The organism is Sphingomonas lacunae (assembly GCF_012979535.1).
GTDB classification, from domain to species: Bacteria; Pseudomonadota; Alphaproteobacteria; order Sphingomonadales; family Sphingomonadaceae; genus Sphingopyxis; species Sphingopyxis lacunae.
Map to the genome: position 1 here is coordinate 796,664 of NZ_CP053015.1, position 17,292 is coordinate 813,955.

Annotated in this window: 13 protein-coding genes; 6 read left to right on the forward strand and 7 right to left on the reverse strand. The window is 61.7% G+C overall.

The annotated features are described in order from the left end of the window. The first annotated feature begins 63 nt into the window (after positions 1-63). Positions 64-1,284 carry a c-type cytochrome gene (locus GV829_RS03690; RefSeq protein WP_169943916.1) on the forward strand — a complete coding sequence of 407 codons (1,221 nt, stop codon included), beginning with the start codon at positions 64-66 and terminating at the stop codon, positions 1,282-1,284. Next, positions 1,281-2,252 (forward strand): VOC family protein, encoded by a 972-nt coding sequence (locus GV829_RS03695; protein ID WP_169943918.1) that lies wholly within the window; start codon positions 1,281-1,283, stop codon positions 2,250-2,252. The genes GV829_RS03690 and GV829_RS03695 overlap by 4 nt, the downstream gene beginning before the upstream one ends. Before the next feature lie 131 nt (positions 2,253-2,383). Here the strand turns inward: GV829_RS03695 and GV829_RS03700 are convergent, their stop codons facing one another. Next, on the reverse strand, positions 2,384-3,367 hold the full coding sequence (locus tag GV829_RS03700) for a quinone oxidoreductase family protein (protein WP_169943920.1): 984 nt from the start codon (positions 3,365-3,367) through the stop codon (positions 2,384-2,386). Positions 3,368-3,563: 196 nt separating this feature from the next. On the opposite strand from GV829_RS03700, the gene GV829_RS03705 reads away from it, so the two are divergent. Genes GV829_RS03705 through GV829_RS03715 form a run of 3 tightly spaced genes read left to right on the forward strand, consistent with a single transcriptional unit; the run spans position 3,564 to position 7,867 of the window. Next, positions 3,564-4,760: an FAD-dependent oxidoreductase gene (locus GV829_RS03705; RefSeq protein WP_246203010.1), complete on the forward strand. Its 1,197-nt coding sequence runs from the start codon at positions 3,564-3,566 to the stop codon at positions 4,758-4,760. Positions 4,761-4,817: 57 nt separating this feature from the next. Beyond that, positions 4,818-5,564 carry a maleate cis-trans isomerase family protein gene (locus GV829_RS03710; protein ID WP_169943925.1) on the forward strand — a complete coding sequence of 249 codons (747 nt, stop codon included), beginning with the start codon at positions 4,818-4,820 and terminating at the stop codon, positions 5,562-5,564. Between the two features lie 59 nt (positions 5,565-5,623). Further along, the gene (locus tag GV829_RS03715; RefSeq protein ID WP_246203012.1) at positions 5,624-7,867 is read left to right on the forward strand and encodes a beta-glucosidase family protein; all 2,244 of its coding nucleotides are present in this window, start codon (positions 5,624-5,626) and stop codon (positions 7,865-7,867) included. 20 nt (positions 7,868-7,887) lie between these two features. Here GV829_RS03715 and GV829_RS03720 read toward each other — a convergent pair whose 3' ends face one another. The 6 genes from GV829_RS03720 to GV829_RS03745 form a co-directional block, all read right to left on the reverse strand. Then, positions 7,888-8,172 (reverse strand): CBU_0592 family membrane protein, encoded by a 285-nt coding sequence (locus tag GV829_RS03720; protein ID WP_169943927.1) that lies wholly within the window; start codon positions 8,170-8,172, stop codon positions 7,888-7,890. Between the two features lie 85 nt (positions 8,173-8,257). Beyond that, on the reverse strand, positions 8,258-10,930 hold the full coding sequence (gene acnA / locus GV829_RS03725; protein ID WP_169943929.1) for an aconitate hydratase AcnA: 2,673 nt from the start codon (positions 10,928-10,930) through the stop codon (positions 8,258-8,260). 247 nt (positions 10,931-11,177) lie between these two features. Continuing rightward, the gene (locus GV829_RS03730; RefSeq protein ID WP_169943931.1) at positions 11,178-12,308 is read right to left on the reverse strand and encodes a serine hydrolase domain-containing protein; all 1,131 of its coding nucleotides are present in this window, start codon (positions 12,306-12,308) and stop codon (positions 11,178-11,180) included. A 2-nt stretch (positions 12,309-12,310) separates the two neighbouring features. Beyond that, entirely contained in the window at positions 12,311-13,102 is a 792-nt protein-coding gene (locus tag GV829_RS03735) for an SDR family oxidoreductase (RefSeq protein ID WP_169943933.1), read from the reverse strand. 46 nt (positions 13,103-13,148) lie between these two features. After that, on the reverse strand, positions 13,149-14,285 hold the full coding sequence (locus tag GV829_RS03740; protein ID WP_169943936.1) for an acyl-CoA dehydrogenase family protein: 1,137 nt from the start codon (positions 14,283-14,285) through the stop codon (positions 13,149-13,151). Positions 14,286-14,403: 118 nt separating this feature from the next. Continuing rightward, positions 14,404-15,588 (reverse strand): acyl-CoA dehydrogenase family protein, encoded by a 1,185-nt coding sequence (locus GV829_RS03745; protein ID WP_169943939.1) that lies wholly within the window; start codon positions 15,586-15,588, stop codon positions 14,404-14,406. Positions 15,589-15,783: 195 nt separating this feature from the next. On the opposite strand from GV829_RS03745, the gene GV829_RS03750 reads away from it, so the two are divergent. Beyond that, positions 15,784-17,169, forward strand: coding sequence for an MFS transporter (locus tag GV829_RS03750; protein ID WP_169943941.1), 1,386 nt, complete (start codon positions 15,784-15,786; stop codon positions 17,167-17,169). Positions 17,170-17,292 lie beyond the last annotated feature (123 nt).

Here is a 17,292-nt window from a genome sequence, read left to right on the forward strand (position 1 = left end):
CTTATCCGGGAACACGCCCTTGTTGTATCCGGAGCATGACAAGACAATCCCGAGGAGACTGCGATGAGCGAGACCAGGCCGGAACGCCGCAATCTGCTGGTTGATTACGGCATCGCCCTGGTGGCGATCGCCATTGATGTGATGACCACCTTTCTGCCAAGGGCCGCAAAGGAGAGCGCCTTGAGGGGTGACCTTCGCTCGCTGCACATGCTGCTGGGAACCATCCTTCTTGTACTGGTGGCCACGCGCGTGTGGCGCTGGTGGCGGGGTGACGCGCCACAAGCGGGGGCCGGCCTCAAACCGCTCGCCACAGCCTGGATCATCGCCCTGACCGGCACGCTCTTTGCTCTGTTGCTTATCAACCCGCTATTTGGGGCCACCTATGCCTGGACCAATGCGATGCTACCCGGACAGTCAGGCGGGATGCATGTGGTGCTTGATCGCGGCATCTGGCTGTTTTCCGGCTATTTCCATGCAGGGACGGGCTTTTCGATCCTGTTGATGAAGCTGCTGATTGTCCTCACGGCAGCGTACACTTTGCTGCGCTACGGCAAGGGCCTGTTCGCCGCCTTTCCGCGAGGAGTGGGCTTGCTGATATTTGGCGGTTTCAGCAACAGCCTGTTCGCCTTGTCGACCTTCAAAAGCTATGATCGCGGCCCATGGGTCGTGGCCGGATTCTGGCTGTTGTGCCTGTTGCTCTTCGGCATGGCGAAGCTGCTCAAACGGGGCAACGGAACCAAGCCCGACCGGCCGGTGATGACGCACCGGCTTGTGTCGGGTACTTTGGTTGCTGCGGTTGCAGCACTGGGCCTGTATGGGCCCTATGCCATGTTCCGCGTGTCTCCCTTTGAAAGCGAAGCCACGGTCAGCGCCCCTGCGGGCGTCACATCCCATGCCGCGCCTGCCCGAACCGAAGTCCTGCCGCCGGAAACCGACTATGAACGGCAGGTCAAAGCAGAGACATTCAAGTGGTGCAGCTTTTGCCATACAATGAACAAGGGCGGCGCTCACATCGCGGGCCCCAATCTCTATGGCATTTATGGACAGCGCATCGCCAGCGTACCGAATTTTGCCTTTCGCGAGGCATTGGTTGCGCGGGGAGCACGGGGCGAAATCTGGGATGACAAGGCACTCGACGCCTTCCTGGCGAATCCCGATGCTTTTGCCCCCGGTACGACAATGATCATCTCGTCCGGCAACATCACCGATCCGCGCCGTCGCGCCGCCATCATTACCATCCTCAAGCGGCAGACCGGAGCGGAGGCGCCGGCAACGGGCCAATGACCAACAGCGCGCACGACAACGGTTATGATGAGCTGATCGCGATCGTTGCCGATGCTGACGCTTCGGCGGAAAGGTTGTGCCAGATCATGGGGTTTGTCGTCGGGCACAGGGGCCTGGTGGATCCCGGCCTGCTCGCCCTGCATGAGCTGGATCCGGCGCAAGGCTGGCGCGAGATCGTCATCGGCCAGCCTCAGTGTGACCGGGGACGCATCCGCCTGTGGCAGTGCGCCGGTGCAGTTGCGCCAGCACGGCGGCTGGGCGCGCAGGCATGGGACGTCGGCGGCCTGTTCGATGTCTCACTGCGGTCGCTCGGGCCGATTGACGATCTGCTCGCCGGTTTCTGTCGGAACGGCTTTTCGGCCATGGCCCCGGTCGCCGACTTCAATATGGGCGGGCTTGATGTGCGTGAAGCGCTCGTCCGCGATGGCGACAGCCTGTGCTTTGCAATGGCTGAACGCATATCACCACCGCTGACCGGATGGGACCATGTCGAGGGTCCGGTGTCCAACCCCTTCAATTCCGTCATCACCGTAGAGGACCTCGACGAGGCCAAGCGCTTCTTTCTCGATGGGCTGGGCTGGACTGCGCTGGTAGACACCACGCTGGTCCATGAAGGCGGCCGCAACGTCATGGGTCTTCCACTCGATGTGGCCCGGGACAAGCCAGTGGCCTTGACCATCGTTCAACAACAAGGGCGGATGGAAGGATCGGTCGAACTGATCGCCTACCCTTGCGAAGGCCATGATTTTCGCGGTGATCAGCCGCATTGGCGCGGCCTCGCCTCGCTCAGTTTCCCCATCTCAAATCTGGAGGCGCTGCTGGAAAGGGCAGAGGCCGCCGGCGCGGCCATTGTCCCTCCTCGCTCGATTGATCGCGGCATCCACGGCCGGGGGCAAGCCGCGGCCGTGATCACCCCTTGGGCGGCACGATTGGTCTTTTTCCAGCCGGACAATGCGGCAAGGCCTTGAAGAGGCCGACGAAGTCACCGTGCCCGACAGAACAGTGGAGCGATGCAGACGGAAACCCGGCTTCAGCCAATGAGCCGGATGATCCCGGCCTGGCTTAGCGGCATCAGCTCGACACCGGCCCAACCTGCCGTTCAAGGCAACAAAATGGTTGAGCCGACGGTTTCGCGGGCTTGCAGGGCGCGGTGCGCTTCTGCCGCCTGTTCGAGTTTGTAGGTCTGGCCGATGCGGATATTGATCGTGCCGCTGGCGATCAGGTCGAACAGGCGCTGTGCCCCGGCGGTGCGTTCACCGGCATCGCTGTAGTAATCATAGAGGGTCGGGCGCGTGTTGTACAACGATCCTTTCAGCGCCAGCACGCCAAGACTGATACCGGTGACGGGAGCGCTGGCGTTGCCATAGCTGACGATCAAGCCACGGCGCCCGGTCGAATCGAGCGATGTTTCCCAAGTGTCCATGCCAATGCCGTCAAAGGTCACGCGCACACCCTCGCCGCCGGTCAGCTCACGGACGCGGGGCGCGCAATCTTCCTGCGTGTAAAGGATGACATGGTCCGCACCCGCCGCACGCGCTTCCGCCGCTTTCGCCTCGCTGCTGACCGTGCCGATTACCGTTGCGCCGATATGTTTGAGCCATTGGACGAGAAGGAGGCCGACGCCGCCAGCCGCGGCATGGACCAGAACCGTCCAGCCTGGCTGCACCTTGGCACAACGTTCCACCAGAAACTCGGCAGTACATCCTTTCAGCAGCACGGCAGCGGCCTGTTGATCGCTGACGCCATCGGGAAGCCGAAAGAGGGCCGCGGCGGGCAGGATGCGGTGGCTGGCATAGGCGCCGAGACTGGGGCCGAATGTGGCGACTCGATCACCCGGCGCAAGCCTGTCGACTCCGGACCCGACCGCCTCGACCACCCCTGCGGCTTCGACACCGAGGCCCGTTGGCAACGGCACCGGATAAATGCCACGACGATGATATGTGTCGATAAAATTGAGACCGACAGCTGTTGAACGCACCAGCGCCTCTCCGGGTCCCGGCGCGGGCAGTTCGATGCTGTTCCACTGGATGACCTCCGGGCCACCATAAGTGGTGATGCTCGCGACACGGGCGATGGTCGTCATGATTGTCTGTGCCTCCTCAACGATCCGGTCTTTTCCTGCGACTTGGCTGTGCAATCAAGCCGCGATTGGCGCGTGCCGGGCCATCGCAACATTCACTGTGTGGATAAACTGGCGGCAGGGCGATGTCGCTGCCGCCAACCGGTTCATAGCCCCCGGTGCAACAAGACTTCAGGGGACGGCAAGGATGGCCGCAACAATGGAACGATGCCAGGTCGTGATTGCCGGCGCCGGCCCGGTGGGGACGGTGATGGCCACCCTGCTGGCCAAAGCCGGAATTGAAACGGTTGTGCTCGAAGCCGGCGAGGATTGTGCCCAAGACCTGCGCGCCTCGACATTTCATCCGCCTACCCTGGAAATGCTTGACGAAATCGGCATCACTGACATGCTGCTCGAACGCGGGCTGAAGGCCCCACTCTATCACTGGCGCGACCGCAGATCAGGCGAAGTCATCGAATTTGACCTCTCTGAAATTCGCGATGTGACGCGCTATCCGTTCCGCATCCAGTGCGAGCAATATCATCTGTCGCGTGCGCTTGCGGCGGGACTGGAACACTATCCTGCTGCTGATATCCGCTTCTCGCACCGACTGCTCTCCTTTGAACAGGATGATGCCGGGGTTACGGTGCATGTGGAAACACCGACCGAGGTTCGGCATATTCGGGCTGACTGGCTAATTGGTGCTGATGGTGCAAACAGTCTGGTCCGCAAGTGGCTGGGCATAGAATTTGACGGATTCACCTATCCGGAACGATTCCTGTGCCTCTCCACCGACACCGAATTGGCAGATTATCTGCCCAATCTGGCCCATGTGAACTATGTTTCAGATCCGGAGCAGTGGCTGGTGCTGTTGCGCGTGCCGTCGGTGTGGCGGGTGCTTTTGCCAACATCGCTCGATCAAACTGATGACGAATTGCGGTCAGACGAGACGAAGAATTCGGTCTTTGACCGGCTGACCGGCGACGGGGCCAGCGTCAGGACCTTTCACCGCACCCTCTATCGCGTCCATCAGCGTGTGGCGAAAAGCTTTATGGACCGCCGTGTGCTGCTGATTGGTGACGCCGCTCACCTCAACAACCCGCTTGGCGGGTTTGGCATGAATTCCGGTGTGCATGATGCGTTCAACCTTTTCGAGAAGCTGCAACCTGCCATCAAGGCGGGCAAGCCCAACGGTTCACTGGCATTGTTCGACAAACAGCGGCGCGAAGTGACCCACGCTTTCACCCAGGCGCAAACCATCCAGAACATGGAATTCATCCGTGCCGGAGCGAGCGCAGGTCATGAAAAGCGCCGCCAGGACATGCTCACACTGAAAGCCGATGATGAACGGCGCCGCGCCTATCTGTTGCGGCAGGCGATGTTCGAGAGCCTAGAGCAGGCCGCGGCCATCAATTGACCCCCTTTGACCGAGGGCTGCCCCCACCTCGCTCGGTTCTGACAGGAGACATTGACCGTGACCGACATATTGGGCTGGCGCAAGCTGATCGGCGTGGTCGCGCCTTCAACAAACACAGTGGTGCAGCCGGAAATGGAGGGCATGCGGCCGGAGGGCGTTACCAACCATTTCAGCCGTATCCATGTCGAAGACCCCGTGGCGCTTAGCGACGAGGATTTTCTTGCGGGCACACAGGCCATCTCAGACAACACGATGGACGCTGTGCGATCAGTCATGACCTGCAAGCCCGATTATCTGATGATGGGCATGTCAGCGATTACCTTTTACGGTGGCATCAAGGGCGGTGAGCAATGGAGGCGGCAGGTCGAGGATCTTGCCGGAGTCGGCGCATCAGTCGGGTCGGAAGCCACTGTTGCCGCGCTCAATGCCTATGGCGGGATCAAGCGGGTCAGTTTTGTCTCGCCCTATTACCCGGTCGCCAATGCCGAAGTGAAGCGCTACCTTCAGGAATCAGGCTTTGAGGTAGTGCGCGACATACCGCTGCGCTGCCGCTGCTGGACCGACATTGCCAAGGTTCCGGTGAGCCGCTTGGTGGAGGTCATCGCTGAACTGGATGGCGACGATGTGGACGCCATTGTTCAGGTCGGCACCAATCTGTCGATGGTTGATCTGGCCGCAAAGAAGGAAGCCGAACTGGGCAAGCCGGTCATCGCCATCAACACCGCAACCTATTGGCACGGCCTGCGCGCCTGCGGAATCAGCGACAAGATGGAGGGTTTCGGGCGGCTGTTGAGTGAATTTTGAGCTGCATCCTGACCACAGTCAAATCGGCCGAACCCACTGATCGGAAAGGAGAGCATGACGTGAGGCCATTCATCTTTCTGATGGGCAAGGCCTTTGGTCTGCTGTTACTGACACCTGGGGTCGTCCATGCTCAAGGGCAGGCACAAATTGATGCCGACACCCGTGCAGCGGCCACCGAAGCAGCCATGACTGATGCTGAACGCACGGTGCTAACCAATGGCATCATGCCGCTGCCGTTCCCGCCTGTACCCATTCCGCCCGATGCCTTGTATGGCGCGGGCTTTGTTCCGGGCATTGACCGATTGGGCGTCCCTCCACTTTGGGAAACCGATGCTGGCTTGGGCATAGCCTGGGTCGGCGGGCTGCGGGGCGACGGGGCTACCGCCCTGCCTTCGGCCATAGCGCAAGGTGCCACCTGGGACAGCGACCTTGTCCGACGCGCCGGAGCGATGATTGGCGGTGAAGCTCGGGCATTGGGTTTCAACATACTGCTGGCCGGCGGCATCAACCTGATGCGCGACCCACGCAACGGACGGACATTCGAATATTTCAGCGAAGATCCTTTGCTTAGTGGCATCCTTGGCGGAGCCGCAGTTGATGGCATCCAGTCAATGCATGTCTTGTCGACGGTCAAGCATTTCGCCCTCAATGGCCAGGAAACCGGTCGCCGCATCGTGGATGTCAGCATAGGAGAGCCTGCAGCGCGCGAAAGTGACCTGCTCGCCTTTGAAATTGCCATTGAGCGAGGAAGGCCAGGCTCGGTCATGTGCGCCTATAACAGGGTCAACGGCGTGCCTGCCTGCGGCAGCGAATGGCTGCTCAACCAGGTACTGAAACGAGACTGGCAATATCCCGGCTTTGTCATGTCTGACTGGGGCGCCGTGACCGGACTGGACATGGTAATGGCTGGCCTCGACCAGCAGTCTGGCGCCCAACTGGATCCAGAAGTGTTCCTTGGGCAACCGCTCGCTGATCGGGCAGCGACCGACCCCTTATGGGCCAGCCGACTATCCGATATGAATCGCCGGATTTTGCGATCGATCTTTGCAATCGGTCTCGATCAATTCCGGCCCGAACGCCGTCCCATCGATCTGGATGCAAACGCGGCCATTGCCGAACAAGTCGCCAGGCAAGGAATCGTCTTGTTGCGCAATGAGGGAGATCTGTTGCCGCTTTCCCGACAAGCGGCGCGCATTGCAGTAATCGGTGGCCACGCAGATCGCGGGGTTCTGGCTGGCGGAGGTTCTTCACATGTCCAGTCGCCTGAAGGTCCCGGCATTGCCCTCGTGACGGGCCGCAGACAGGATTCGCCCCAATATGGCATGGCATGGCATCGCTCGGCCCCTGTGACGGCCATCCGGGCCATGGTTCCGGACGCCAGCGTCCGTTATCGCGATGGCCGCTACATCAGCGAAGCTGTGGCGCTGGCCCGGGACAGTGACATCGTCATCATCATCGCGACCCAGTGGATGACCGAAGGGCGTGATGTCCCCGACCTTTCCTTGCCCGATGGACAAGATGAGCTGATCATGGCCGTCGCTGAGGCGAACCCCCGGACAATTGTCGTGCTGCAAACCGGCGGCCCGGTATTGATGCCATGGCATGACTCTGTTGGCGCGATTTTGGCAGCATGGTATCCGGGCGCACGGGGCGGAGAGGCCATCGCATCCTTATTGTTCGGTGAACATAGTCCTTCCGGTCGCCTGCCGGTCACTTTTCCTGCAGGCCCGGACCAATTGCCGCGCCCCCACCTTGACGGCGCCGGTGAGGTCGAGCCAAATTTCATCGGCATCGGTCAACCAGGCCAGATTGTGGCCGTAAACTATGACATTGAAGGCGCTGACGTCGGCTATCGTTGGTATGCGCAGCAGGGCTTGCGCCCGCTGTTTCCATTTGGTTTTGGCCTTTCCTATACGCGCTTTTCGCAAATGCTGGTCGGCTTGAGCGGCGGAGCCCGGCCGACAGCACGAGTGCGCGTGCGCAATGTGGGGTACCGGCCGGGGGCGGAGGTGGTGCAACTGTATCTAACAGCCAATCCTCTCGGTCCGCAGCGCAGGCTCGCTGGATTCGAACGGGTTGAACTTGCTCCGGGCGAGGAGCGGCTGGTGGATGTTGCTCTGGATCCCCGCCTGCTCGGCCAATGGCGTGATGGCGGCTGGTATTGGCCTGACGGCCGCTATGCTGTGGCCGCCGGAACGTCTGCGCTGGAAACAGGCGCCCCCATGTCGCTCTCCGTGGCCGAAGGGATGCCCTGTACCGGAGCCACCGGTCATGCCGCATGCTTCCACGCCGCAAGTCAGTGAGACATTCCCTGTGAGCCGTTTCAGAGCAGAGTTTTGTCCGGCTGCCGACCCGAACGGCGCAAACGACGGACGGTAAAGATCGTCCACAGCCCCATTGCCGCCCAGATCACATTCAGTCCTGCCGATGGCATGGCACCGTTATAGCCGGAGTTGAGCACGAAGCCTGCTGCTCCGACCACATTCATCCATTGATACACCGGACCACGTGGTTCTAGTCTGCCGAGCGAGAGCAGCACATAGCTGGCGAGTATCAAGGCAGCAGCCAACCAGCCGACAATTTCGATCAACAAGGGAATATGTGCCATGGGTGCCCGATCCCAGCCGAGCGGGCGAAACAAGGCTCCGCCGACATTGGTGGGGGCCGCGCACCGCGCGAACCCCCGTTAATGCTTAAGCCGCGAGCTTGCGCAGCACGTAATGCAGGATGCCGCCGTTGAGGAAATATTCCAGTTCATTGGCGGTATCGATGCGGCACAGGGCCTCAAAGCTGCTGACTGAACCATCGGCCTTTGTCACGACGACCGTGACCGTCTGGCGCGGCTGAATGCCGGCAACGCCTGTGATGGTGAAGCTGTCATCTCCACTCAGGCCCAGCGTTTCGCGGGTCTGGCCTTCGAGGAACTGCAACGGCAGCACGCCCATGCCGACCAGGTTTGAACGGTGGATACGCTCGAAACTTTCAACGATGACGGCGCGGACGCCGAGCAGGTTGGTGCCCTTGGCCGCCCAGTCGCGCGACGATCCGGTGCCATATTCCTTGCCGGCGATGACCACCATTGGCGTGCCGTCAGCCTTGTGGCGCATGGCGACGTCATAGATCGGCATGACCTCGCTGCCATAGCGCGACATGCCGCCTTCGATGCCCGGAACCATCTCGTTCTTGATGCGGATGTTGGCGAAGGTGCCGCGCATCATGACTTCGTGGTGACCACGGCGAGCGCCATAGCTGTTGAAGTCCGACTTGCTGACCTGATGCTCCATCAGCCACTTACCCGCCGGGCTGTCGGCCTTGATCGAGCCGGCCGGCGAAATGTGGTCGGTGGTGATCGAATCGCCGAGGATGGCGAGCGGCTTGGCGCCAACGATATCGCCTACCGGCGACGGCGTCATGGTCATGCCTTCGAAATAGGGCGGGTTGGCGACATAGGTCGAACCGGCGCGCCAGCTGTAGGTTTCCGAACCTTCCACATTGATCGCCTGCCAATGGGCATCGCCCTTGTAGACATTGGCATAGCGCGCCTGGAACATGGCGCGGTCCATGCAGCCGGCCATGGTCGTGGCGACTTCCATGTTGGTGGGCCAGATGTCCTTGAGGAACACATCCTGGCCGTCCTTGCCGGTGCCGATCGGGGTGGTGGTGAAATCCTCGACCACCGTGCCCTTGAGCGCATAGGCGACAACCAGCGGCGGCGAGGCCAGGAAGTTGGCGCGCACGTCAGGGCTGACGCGGCCTTCGAAGTTGCGGTTGCCCGAGATGACGGCGGCGGCAACGAGGCCGTTTTCGTTGATCGCCTTGCTGAACGGTTCAGCTAGCGGGCCCGAGTTGCCGATGCAGGTTGTGCAGCCATAGCCGACCAGGTTGAAACCGATATTGTCGAGGTGCGACTGGAGGCCGGCCTTTTCGAGATAGTCGGTGACCACCTGCGAGCCGGGAGCGAGGCTGGTCTTGACCCAGGGCTTGGGCTTGAGGCCGAACTCGTCAGCCTTTTTGGCGACGAGGCCGGCCGCGACGAGCACGCCAGGGTTCGACGTGTTGGTGCAGCTGGTGATCGCGGCGATCATCACGTCGCCGTCGCCGATTGTGAAATCGGAACCATCAACCGCTACACGGGCATTGGTCTTCTTATAGGTCTCGGCCATGTCCTTGGCGAAGACGTCATCAACCTGGGTCAGGTCAACGCGGTCCTGCGGACGCTTGGGGCCGGCGAGCGACGGCACGACGGTCGACATGTCGAGTTCGAGCGTCGAGGTGAACACCGGCTCAACCGCGCCGGGCTCGATCCAGAAACCCTGTTCCTTGGCATAGGCTTCGACCAGGGCGATCTGGTCTTCCTCACGGCCGGTGAGGCGCAGATAGTCGAGCGTCTTGTCATCAATGCCAAAGAAGCCGCAGGTCGCGCCATATTCGGGTGCCATGTTGGCGAGCGTCGCACGGTCAGCCAGGCTGAGCGAGGCGAGACCCGGACCGAAATATTCGACAAAGCGGCCAACCACGCCATGCTTGCGCAGCATGTTGGTGCAGGTCAGCACGAGGTCAGTAGCGGTCACGCCTTCCCTGAGCTCTCCGGTCAGGCGGAAACCGACAACTTCTGGAATGAGCATCGAGACGGGCTGGCCGAGCATTGCGGCTTCGGCTTCGATGCCGCCGACGCCCCAACCGAGGACGCCGAGCCCGTTGATCATCGTCGTGTGGCTGTCGGTGCCGACGCAAGTGTCGGGATAGGCGATGGTTTCGCCATCCGGCCCTGTCGAAGTCCAGACCGCCTGTGCGATATGTTCCAGATTGACCTGGTGGCAGATGCCGGTGCCCGGAGGAACCGCCTTGAAGTTGTCGAGGCTCTTCGACCCCCACTTCAGGAAGTCATAGCGCTCGCCGTTGCGGTAATATTCGATTTCGACATTCTGTTCGAACGCCTTGGGGTGGCCGAATTCGTCGACCATGACCGAATGGTCGATGACAAGATGGACAGGGACCAGCGGGTTGATCTTGCTGGTGTCGCCACCAAGCTTGGCGATGGCGTCGCGCATCGCGGCAAGGTCAACCACGCAGGGAACACCGGTGAAGTCCTGGAGAAGGACGCGGGCCGGGCGGTACTGGATTTCGCGCGTCGAGCTGGGGTCCTTTTGCCAGTCAACCAGTGCCTGGATGTCGCCAGTCGAGACAGTGAAGCCATCATCTTCGAATCGCAGGAGATTTTCGAGCAGCACCTTCATCGAGAAGGGCAGGCGCGACACGTCGCCGAGCTTGGCGGCGGCCTTTTTCAGGCTGAAATAGGTGTAGCTCTTGCCGCCGACGTCGAGCGTCGAGCGCACGCCAAGCTTGTCCTGTCCGATGGCTGTCATGGGCGCATTCCCCCTTTGGGTTGGTCCGTTCGGCAACCGGTCGGGGGAACCGCAAAAACCCGCGAGGGAATCAGCGTATCAGCCGGATCGGAACGGTGGTGGCTGTGAATGGGGGCGCCTTAGCGCAGCGATGTGTCGAGGGAAAGGGGCGAAACGGCTGGCAGTGCAGCCGTAATGGACCAGCGGAACTGACGGCCGCCGACCGCGCCCGCCATGACGACGAGCGATAATTGGACGCATGGGAAACTCAGCCGTTAGCCATACCCTGCCAGAAAGCCATGGCCAGCCCGAAGCCACGCACATCGCCCGTCGTCGTGCCGACCATACGGTTCATGACGTAGGAAATGCTCGTCCGTGCCTTCATGTCGATGAGGATCACGGACCCGCCATAGCCGCCCCAATAGCAGCATTCATCATTGGGCAGCGGCACCATTCCGCCGGAAAGGCCAAAACCAAGACCAAAGCGGACCGGGATGCCGAGGATCTTGTCGGTTCCTTCGACCTGTACCTCCAGCGCCTTGCGGCAACCGGCTTCGGAGAGGATGCGCTTGCCATGCGCTTCGCCACCATTGGCCAGAAGCTTGTGGATTTCGGCTACCGAACGGGCGTTGCCCGTGCCGCCCGCGGCTGGGATTTCGGCGCCGCGCCAAGCGCGGGTGCGGGTCGCCAACACGTCAATGCCGGGATTGGTCGCCATGTTGCGGACGAGATCATCCATTTCCCCCGCATTGATGCCGGCATCACCCTCGATCGGAATGAGATCGGCGACGCGGTGATCCTCGGACGCCGGCAGGCCGATGTGGAAATCGGCGCCGAGCGGTTCGGCGATTTCGGTGCGGAAAACGGTGCCGAGCGACTGGCCGGTGACACGGCGGACGACTTCGCCGACGAGATAGCCCTGGGTCAGCGCGTGATAGCCGGGCGCGCTGCCCGGTTGCCAAAAGGGAGCCTGTGCGGCCAGCAGTCCGGTCGCCTTGTCCCAGTCATAAAGGTCTTCGGTGGTGATCGGCTCGGCCCAGCCCGAGAGGCCGGCGCTGTGGCTCATCAAATGGGCAACGGTGACATCCGCCTTGCCGTTGGTGGCGAACTCAGGCCAATAATGCGCCACCGGCCTGTCGAAATCCAACTCACCCCGGTCGGCGACCAGCAGTGCGGTCAGCGCGGTCATCGTCTTGGTCGTCGAATAGACGTTGATGATCGTGTCGCGCTCCCAAGCGCGCGTTTTCGCGCCATCGGCATGGCCAGCCCAGAGATCGACGACGGTCTCGCCTTCGACGGTGGCGCAGACCGAAGCGCCGACATCGGCACCGCTCGCCACATTGGCGTCGAGCAGGTCGGCGACGGCGGCGAAGCGCGGCTGCGCGGTGCCCTGTGCCATGATCAGGCGTCTATCGACGTGCCGAGTGCGGCATGAACGAGCCCGCCATCAACGGTCAGCGTCTCACCGATGACATAGTCACCAGCGCGGCTGCACAGATAGATGGCGGCCGCCGCCATGTCCTCGGGCGTACCGATCCGGCGGGCCGGTATGCCCTTGGCAACTTCGTCACCGTGGTCACGTGCAGCCCGGTTCATGTCACTTTCGAAGGCTCCGGGAGCGATGGCGGTGACGATGATATTGTCCTTGATCAGTCGGGCGGCCATCCGCTTCGTCAGATAGAGGATCGAGGATTTGGAGGCGTGGTAGCTCCAGGTATCCCACGGATTGAGTCGCAGCCCGTCGATCGAACCGACATTGACCACCTTGGCCGGACGGTCCGCCGTACCCGCCGCCTTGAGCAAGGGGTAAAGCGCCTGCGTCAGGAAGAAGGGGCCCTTGACGTTGACGTCCATCACCTTGTCCCAGCCGCTTTCGGGGAACTCCTCAAACGGCGCACCCCAAGCCGCACCGGCATTGTTGATCAAGATATCCAGCTTGTCCTCACGCTTGGCGATTTCGGCGGCCAGCGCCTTGCAGCCTTCGACCGTCGATACGTCACCGGGAATGCCGATCACCCGATCACCAAATTTGTCGACCGCCGCCGCGATCTGTGGCCCCTTGCGCGCGCTGATGTAAATGCGCTCGCAACCGGCAGCGAGGAAGCCTTCGACAAACATCGCGCCAATGCCGCGCGACCCGCCAGTGATCAGGGCGACCTTGCCCTGAAGGCCGAAAAGTTGGGTGATATCCATTCTGGTACTCCCTGCACCCTCCCCGCCGGGAAGGGGTGGACAAAGATCAGTAGCCGTTGAGACGGGCCACGCGGTCGGTGTGATAGCTGACATCGCCCATGAACTCGGCCAGCGCACGGTCGCGCTTCGTGTAGAGGCCGATGTCATATTCGTCAGTCATGCCGATGCCGCCATGCATCTGCACGCCTTCACGCACCGCAAGGTTGGTGGCGGCGCCCGCCTTGGCCTTGGCGACCGACACCATCAGTTCGGCTCCCTCATTGCCCTCGTCGAGCAGTTGCTGGGCCTTCATCACCGTGGCGCGGGCGATTTCCATTTCGGAATAGAGGTGAGCGGCGCGATGCTGCAGCGCCTGGAACTCGCCGATCAGCTGCCCGAATTGCTTGCGCTGCTTGAGGTAGGTCATGGTCATATCCATCGCGCCCTGCCCGACGCCGAGCAGTTCGGCCGAGGCACCAGCGCGGGCAGCGGCCAGCAGCGGTGCCATCGCCGACCAGCCGCCATCGACTTCACCGATAACGGCATCAGCAGTGACTTCAACACCGTCCAGCGTCAGTTTCGAAGCGAGCGAGCTGTCGACAAGACGGCGCGGATCGGCGGTGAGGCCAGCAGCATCGCGCGGCACGGCGAACAGGGTCAGGCCGTCAGTCTCGCCCGGAGCGCCGGCAGTGCGGGCGGCAACGAGCAGCATGTCGGCGACATGACCGCTGATGACAAAAGTCTTGGTGCCCGAAAGCTTGAAGCCATTGCCCGAACGCTCAGCCTTGAGCGCCGTGCGCTCGGGGCGGTGACGGGCGCTTTCGTCGATGGCCGGCGCGATGATCGCGTCACCAGCCGCGATACGCGGCAGCCATTCGTCAGCCACCGCACCGCCCGCTGCCTTGAGCGCCGATGCCGCCGCAACGGATGTCGCGAGAAAGGGCGAAGGCGTCAGGTTGCGGCCAATCTCTTCAAGGATGATGCCAGCTTCGGCATGGCCGAGGCCAAGGCCGCCTTTGTCCTCCGGCACCAAAACGCCGCTGAAACCCATTTCAGCAAACTGCTTCCAGAGGTCGCGGGAGAATCCGGTTTCATCCTTGCTGTCGCGCAGCTTGCGCAAATGGCTGACCGGGGCGGCGTCGGCAATGAACGGCGCAACGCTGTCCTTGAGCATCGCCTGGTCTTCGCTGTGGTACAGGGGCATTGTCTAACTCCCAAAATCGTCCGTCATTCTGACGAAGGCGGGAATCCGTCTCCCGCGCTGGCTGATGAGGTTGTGTCAGGTGAGGCATCCCCGCTTTCGCGGGGATGCCGTGTCTCGGTCAACCGCCCGGCAGCTCGAGGATGCGCTTCGAAATCACGTTGAGCATGACTTCGCTGGTGCCGCCCTCGATCGAGTTGGCTTTGGTCCTGAGCCAAGTGCGGGCCGATGCGCCGTTGCGCGATTCGTCGCTTTCCCATTCGAGCCCTTCGGAGCCGGAACCCGACATGACCAGTTCATAGCGCCGCTTGTTGAGCTCGGTGCCCGAATATTTCATCATGTTCGAGCTGGCGGGATGCGCGCGGCCGGTCTTCCACATGTCCATGAAGCGTTCGCCCATGGCGCGGAAAGCAAAGACGTCGACGTCGAACTCGGCCATCTTGGCGCGCAGGATCGGGTCATCCAGTTCGCCATTGGCATTCTTGCCCAACGACTTCGCATAGAGCGCGCCCGCTGACACCATGTCGGCACCGGCGCCACCCGCCGAGATCATCTCGCGTTCGTGGCCGAGCAGATATTTTGCGACATCCCAGCCCCGATTGACCGTGCCGACAAACTGGTCCTTGGGCACCTTCACATTGTCGAAGAAGGTTTCGCAGAAGGGACTGTTGCCCGAAATCAGAAGGATCGGTTTGGTCGAGACACCTGGGCTCTCCATGTCGAACAGCATGAAGGTAATGCCCTGATACTTGTTCGTCTTGTCGGTACGGACGAGGCAGAAAATCCAGTCGGCCTTGTCGGCGTAGCTGGTCCAGATCTTTTGCCCGTTGACCACCCAATGGTCACCCTTGTCCTCGCCAAAGGTCTGCAAGCTGACTAGGTCGGAGCCCGAACCCGGCTCGGAATAGCCCTGGCACCAGCGGATTTCGCCGCGGGCAATCTGGTTCAGATAATGCACTTTCTGGTCTTCGGTACCGAACTGGAGCAGCGCCGGTCCGAGCATCCAGATGCCAAAGGAGGAGAGCGGCGAGCGGGCGTTGATCCGGGCCATCTCCTCCCGCAAAACCTTGGTTTCCGCTGCGGACAGGCCGGCACCGCCATAGGCCTTGGGCCAGTCGGGCACAGTATAGCCCTTGTCGCGGCAGGCCTCGAACCAGGCCTTTTGCGCCTCGCTCTTGAACACGGCCTTGCGGCCGCCCCAATAGGTGTCATCCTCGCTTTTCATCGGCTCGCGCATTTCGGCCGGGCAATTGGCTTCGAGCCATGCCCGGATCTCGCTGCGGAACGCTTCCAGATTCTCGCTCATGCGCGACACTCCCTCAATGCAATTGACGTTTACGTAAAGCGAATCGCCCGCTTGGTGCAAGGGCCCATTTATCTTTGTCGAATGCCGTAGCGGCGGCGCATGCGCCTTGACGGCGGGCCATGTTCAAAAGCATGGTATGGACAGACGGCAGCAAAGCCGCGCAGGAGAGAGAAGATTCGCCCACCCCCCGAAGCCGTGGCGGAGCCAGAAGGCCCTGTGCCGCAATCAGTGCGCTTCGCCTATGCCACAGGCGCCATTGCCTATGGCATCAAGGACAATGGTTTTTCGGTCTTCCTGTTGCTGTTCTACAACCAGATCATCGGCCTTGATGCCGGCATGGTCGGGCTTATGCTGTTCTTCGCGCTGGTTGCTGATGCCATCATTGACCCCAGCGTCGGCCATCTGACCGACCGCACACGCAGCCGCTGGGGGCGGCGCCATCCTTGGCTCTATGCCTCCGCCTTGCCAATCGCCGGCTTCTGGATCCTGTTGTGGATGCCGCCCGAAGCCAGCGACACGGTCCAATATGCCTGGCTGTTTTTCTTTGCCATGCTGGTTCGGATGAGCCTGTCGCTGAATGAAGTGCCATCGGTTGCGCTGGCTCCCGAAATGACACCCGATTATCATGAGCGAACCGCGCTGCTCGGGTTGCGGTCACTGCTCGGATGGACCGGCGGGTTGATCATTCTCGCCGCGGCATTCGGCCTGTTCCGCCTGGCGGACCCGGAACATGCCAGTCGCGACGACTTTTTCGCCTATGCGGTGACAGGCGCGGCCATCATGTTCATCACGGTCATGACTTCCGCGCTGGGCACCCACCGGCGGTTCGCACGTCCGGTTTCCGGCGAAGTGCACCACCCCGGCCTGCGCGACATGCTTGAGGTGGCGCGCTTCCGCCCTTACCAAATCCTGCTGCTCGCCTTTTTCTTTGCCTTCGCCAATCAGGGCGTCACCTTCGCGCTTTCGAGCTATTTGCTGGCGTTTGTCTGGAAACTGGGCCCGACCGAACAGGTCATCTATTCGCTGGTGCTGTTCCTGGGCGTCGGCACCGCACTGGTGCTGGCGCGCAAGGCCGGTCTGGTCTGGGGCAAGCGGATCACCGCGATGCGGCTGGTGGTGGCGGGCAACCTGATCGGAGTCCTGCCCTATGCACTGGTGGTGCTGGGGTGGTTTCCGACCACCGGCACGACCACGGCAATCGCACTCTATTTCGGGCTGGTCGTCCTTTCGACCGGGGCAGGGATCGCCGTCATGATCACCGCCCTGTCGATGATGGCCGATGTCACCACCGCCTATCAGCAGGAATCGGGCAAGGCACAGGAAGGGACCTTTTTTGCCGGCTATTTCTTCACCCAGAAATGCGTGACCGGCGTCGGCATCCTGCTTTCGGGGCAGGTACTCCGCCTGATCGACTTTCCCGCCAATGCCCGGCCCGACACGGTCGCGCCGACAGTGATCGATTCGTTGGCCCTGCTCTATGTCATCCTGACGCTGAGCTTTGGATTGGCAACGGCCTGGGCGCTGTCGCGTTTCCCCATCGACCGCAAACCCGATGCCGCCCATGTGGAGATTGTCCGTTGAACATGCAGCCATTGACGCCGATCAACGACAACAGCCTGTCGCACCTGACAGTCGGACGGGTGCGAGCAATTTCCGGGCTGGCAATCGTCGGCAAATGATTCCACAGTTGACGCAAACGTAAAG

Coding starts and splice junctions, on each gene's coding strand:
- GV829_RS03720 (WP_169943927.1), bottom strand. CDS start 8,172: ATGGCACATATTCCCTTGTTGATCGAAATTGTCGGCTGGTTGGCTGCT.
- GV829_RS03745 (WP_169943939.1), bottom strand. CDS start 15,588: ATGAGCGAGAATCTGGAAGCGTTCCGCAGCGAGATCCGGGCATGGCTC.
- GV829_RS03695 (WP_169943918.1), top strand. CDS start 1,281: ATGACCAACAGCGCGCACGACAACGGTTATGATGAGCTGATCGCGATC.
- GV829_RS03690 (WP_169943916.1), top strand. CDS start 64: ATGAGCGAGACCAGGCCGGAACGCCGCAATCTGCTGGTTGATTACGGC.
- GV829_RS03705 (WP_246203010.1), top strand. CDS start 3,564: ATGGAACGATGCCAGGTCGTGATTGCCGGCGCCGGCCCGGTGGGGACG.
- GV829_RS03735 (WP_169943933.1), bottom strand. CDS start 13,102: ATGGATATCACCCAACTTTTCGGCCTTCAGGGCAAGGTCGCCCTGATC.
- GV829_RS03700 (WP_169943920.1), bottom strand. CDS start 3,367: ATGACGACCATCGCCCGTGTCGCGAGCATCACCACTTATGGTGGCCCG.
- GV829_RS03740 (WP_169943936.1), bottom strand. CDS start 14,285: ATGCCCCTGTACCACAGCGAAGACCAGGCGATGCTCAAGGACAGCGTT.
- acnA (WP_169943929.1), bottom strand. CDS start 10,930: ATGACAGCCATCGGACAGGACAAGCTTGGCGTGCGCTCGACGCTCGAC.
- GV829_RS03730 (WP_169943931.1), bottom strand. CDS start 12,308: ATGGCACAGGGCACCGCGCAGCCGCGCTTCGCCGCCGTCGCCGACCTG.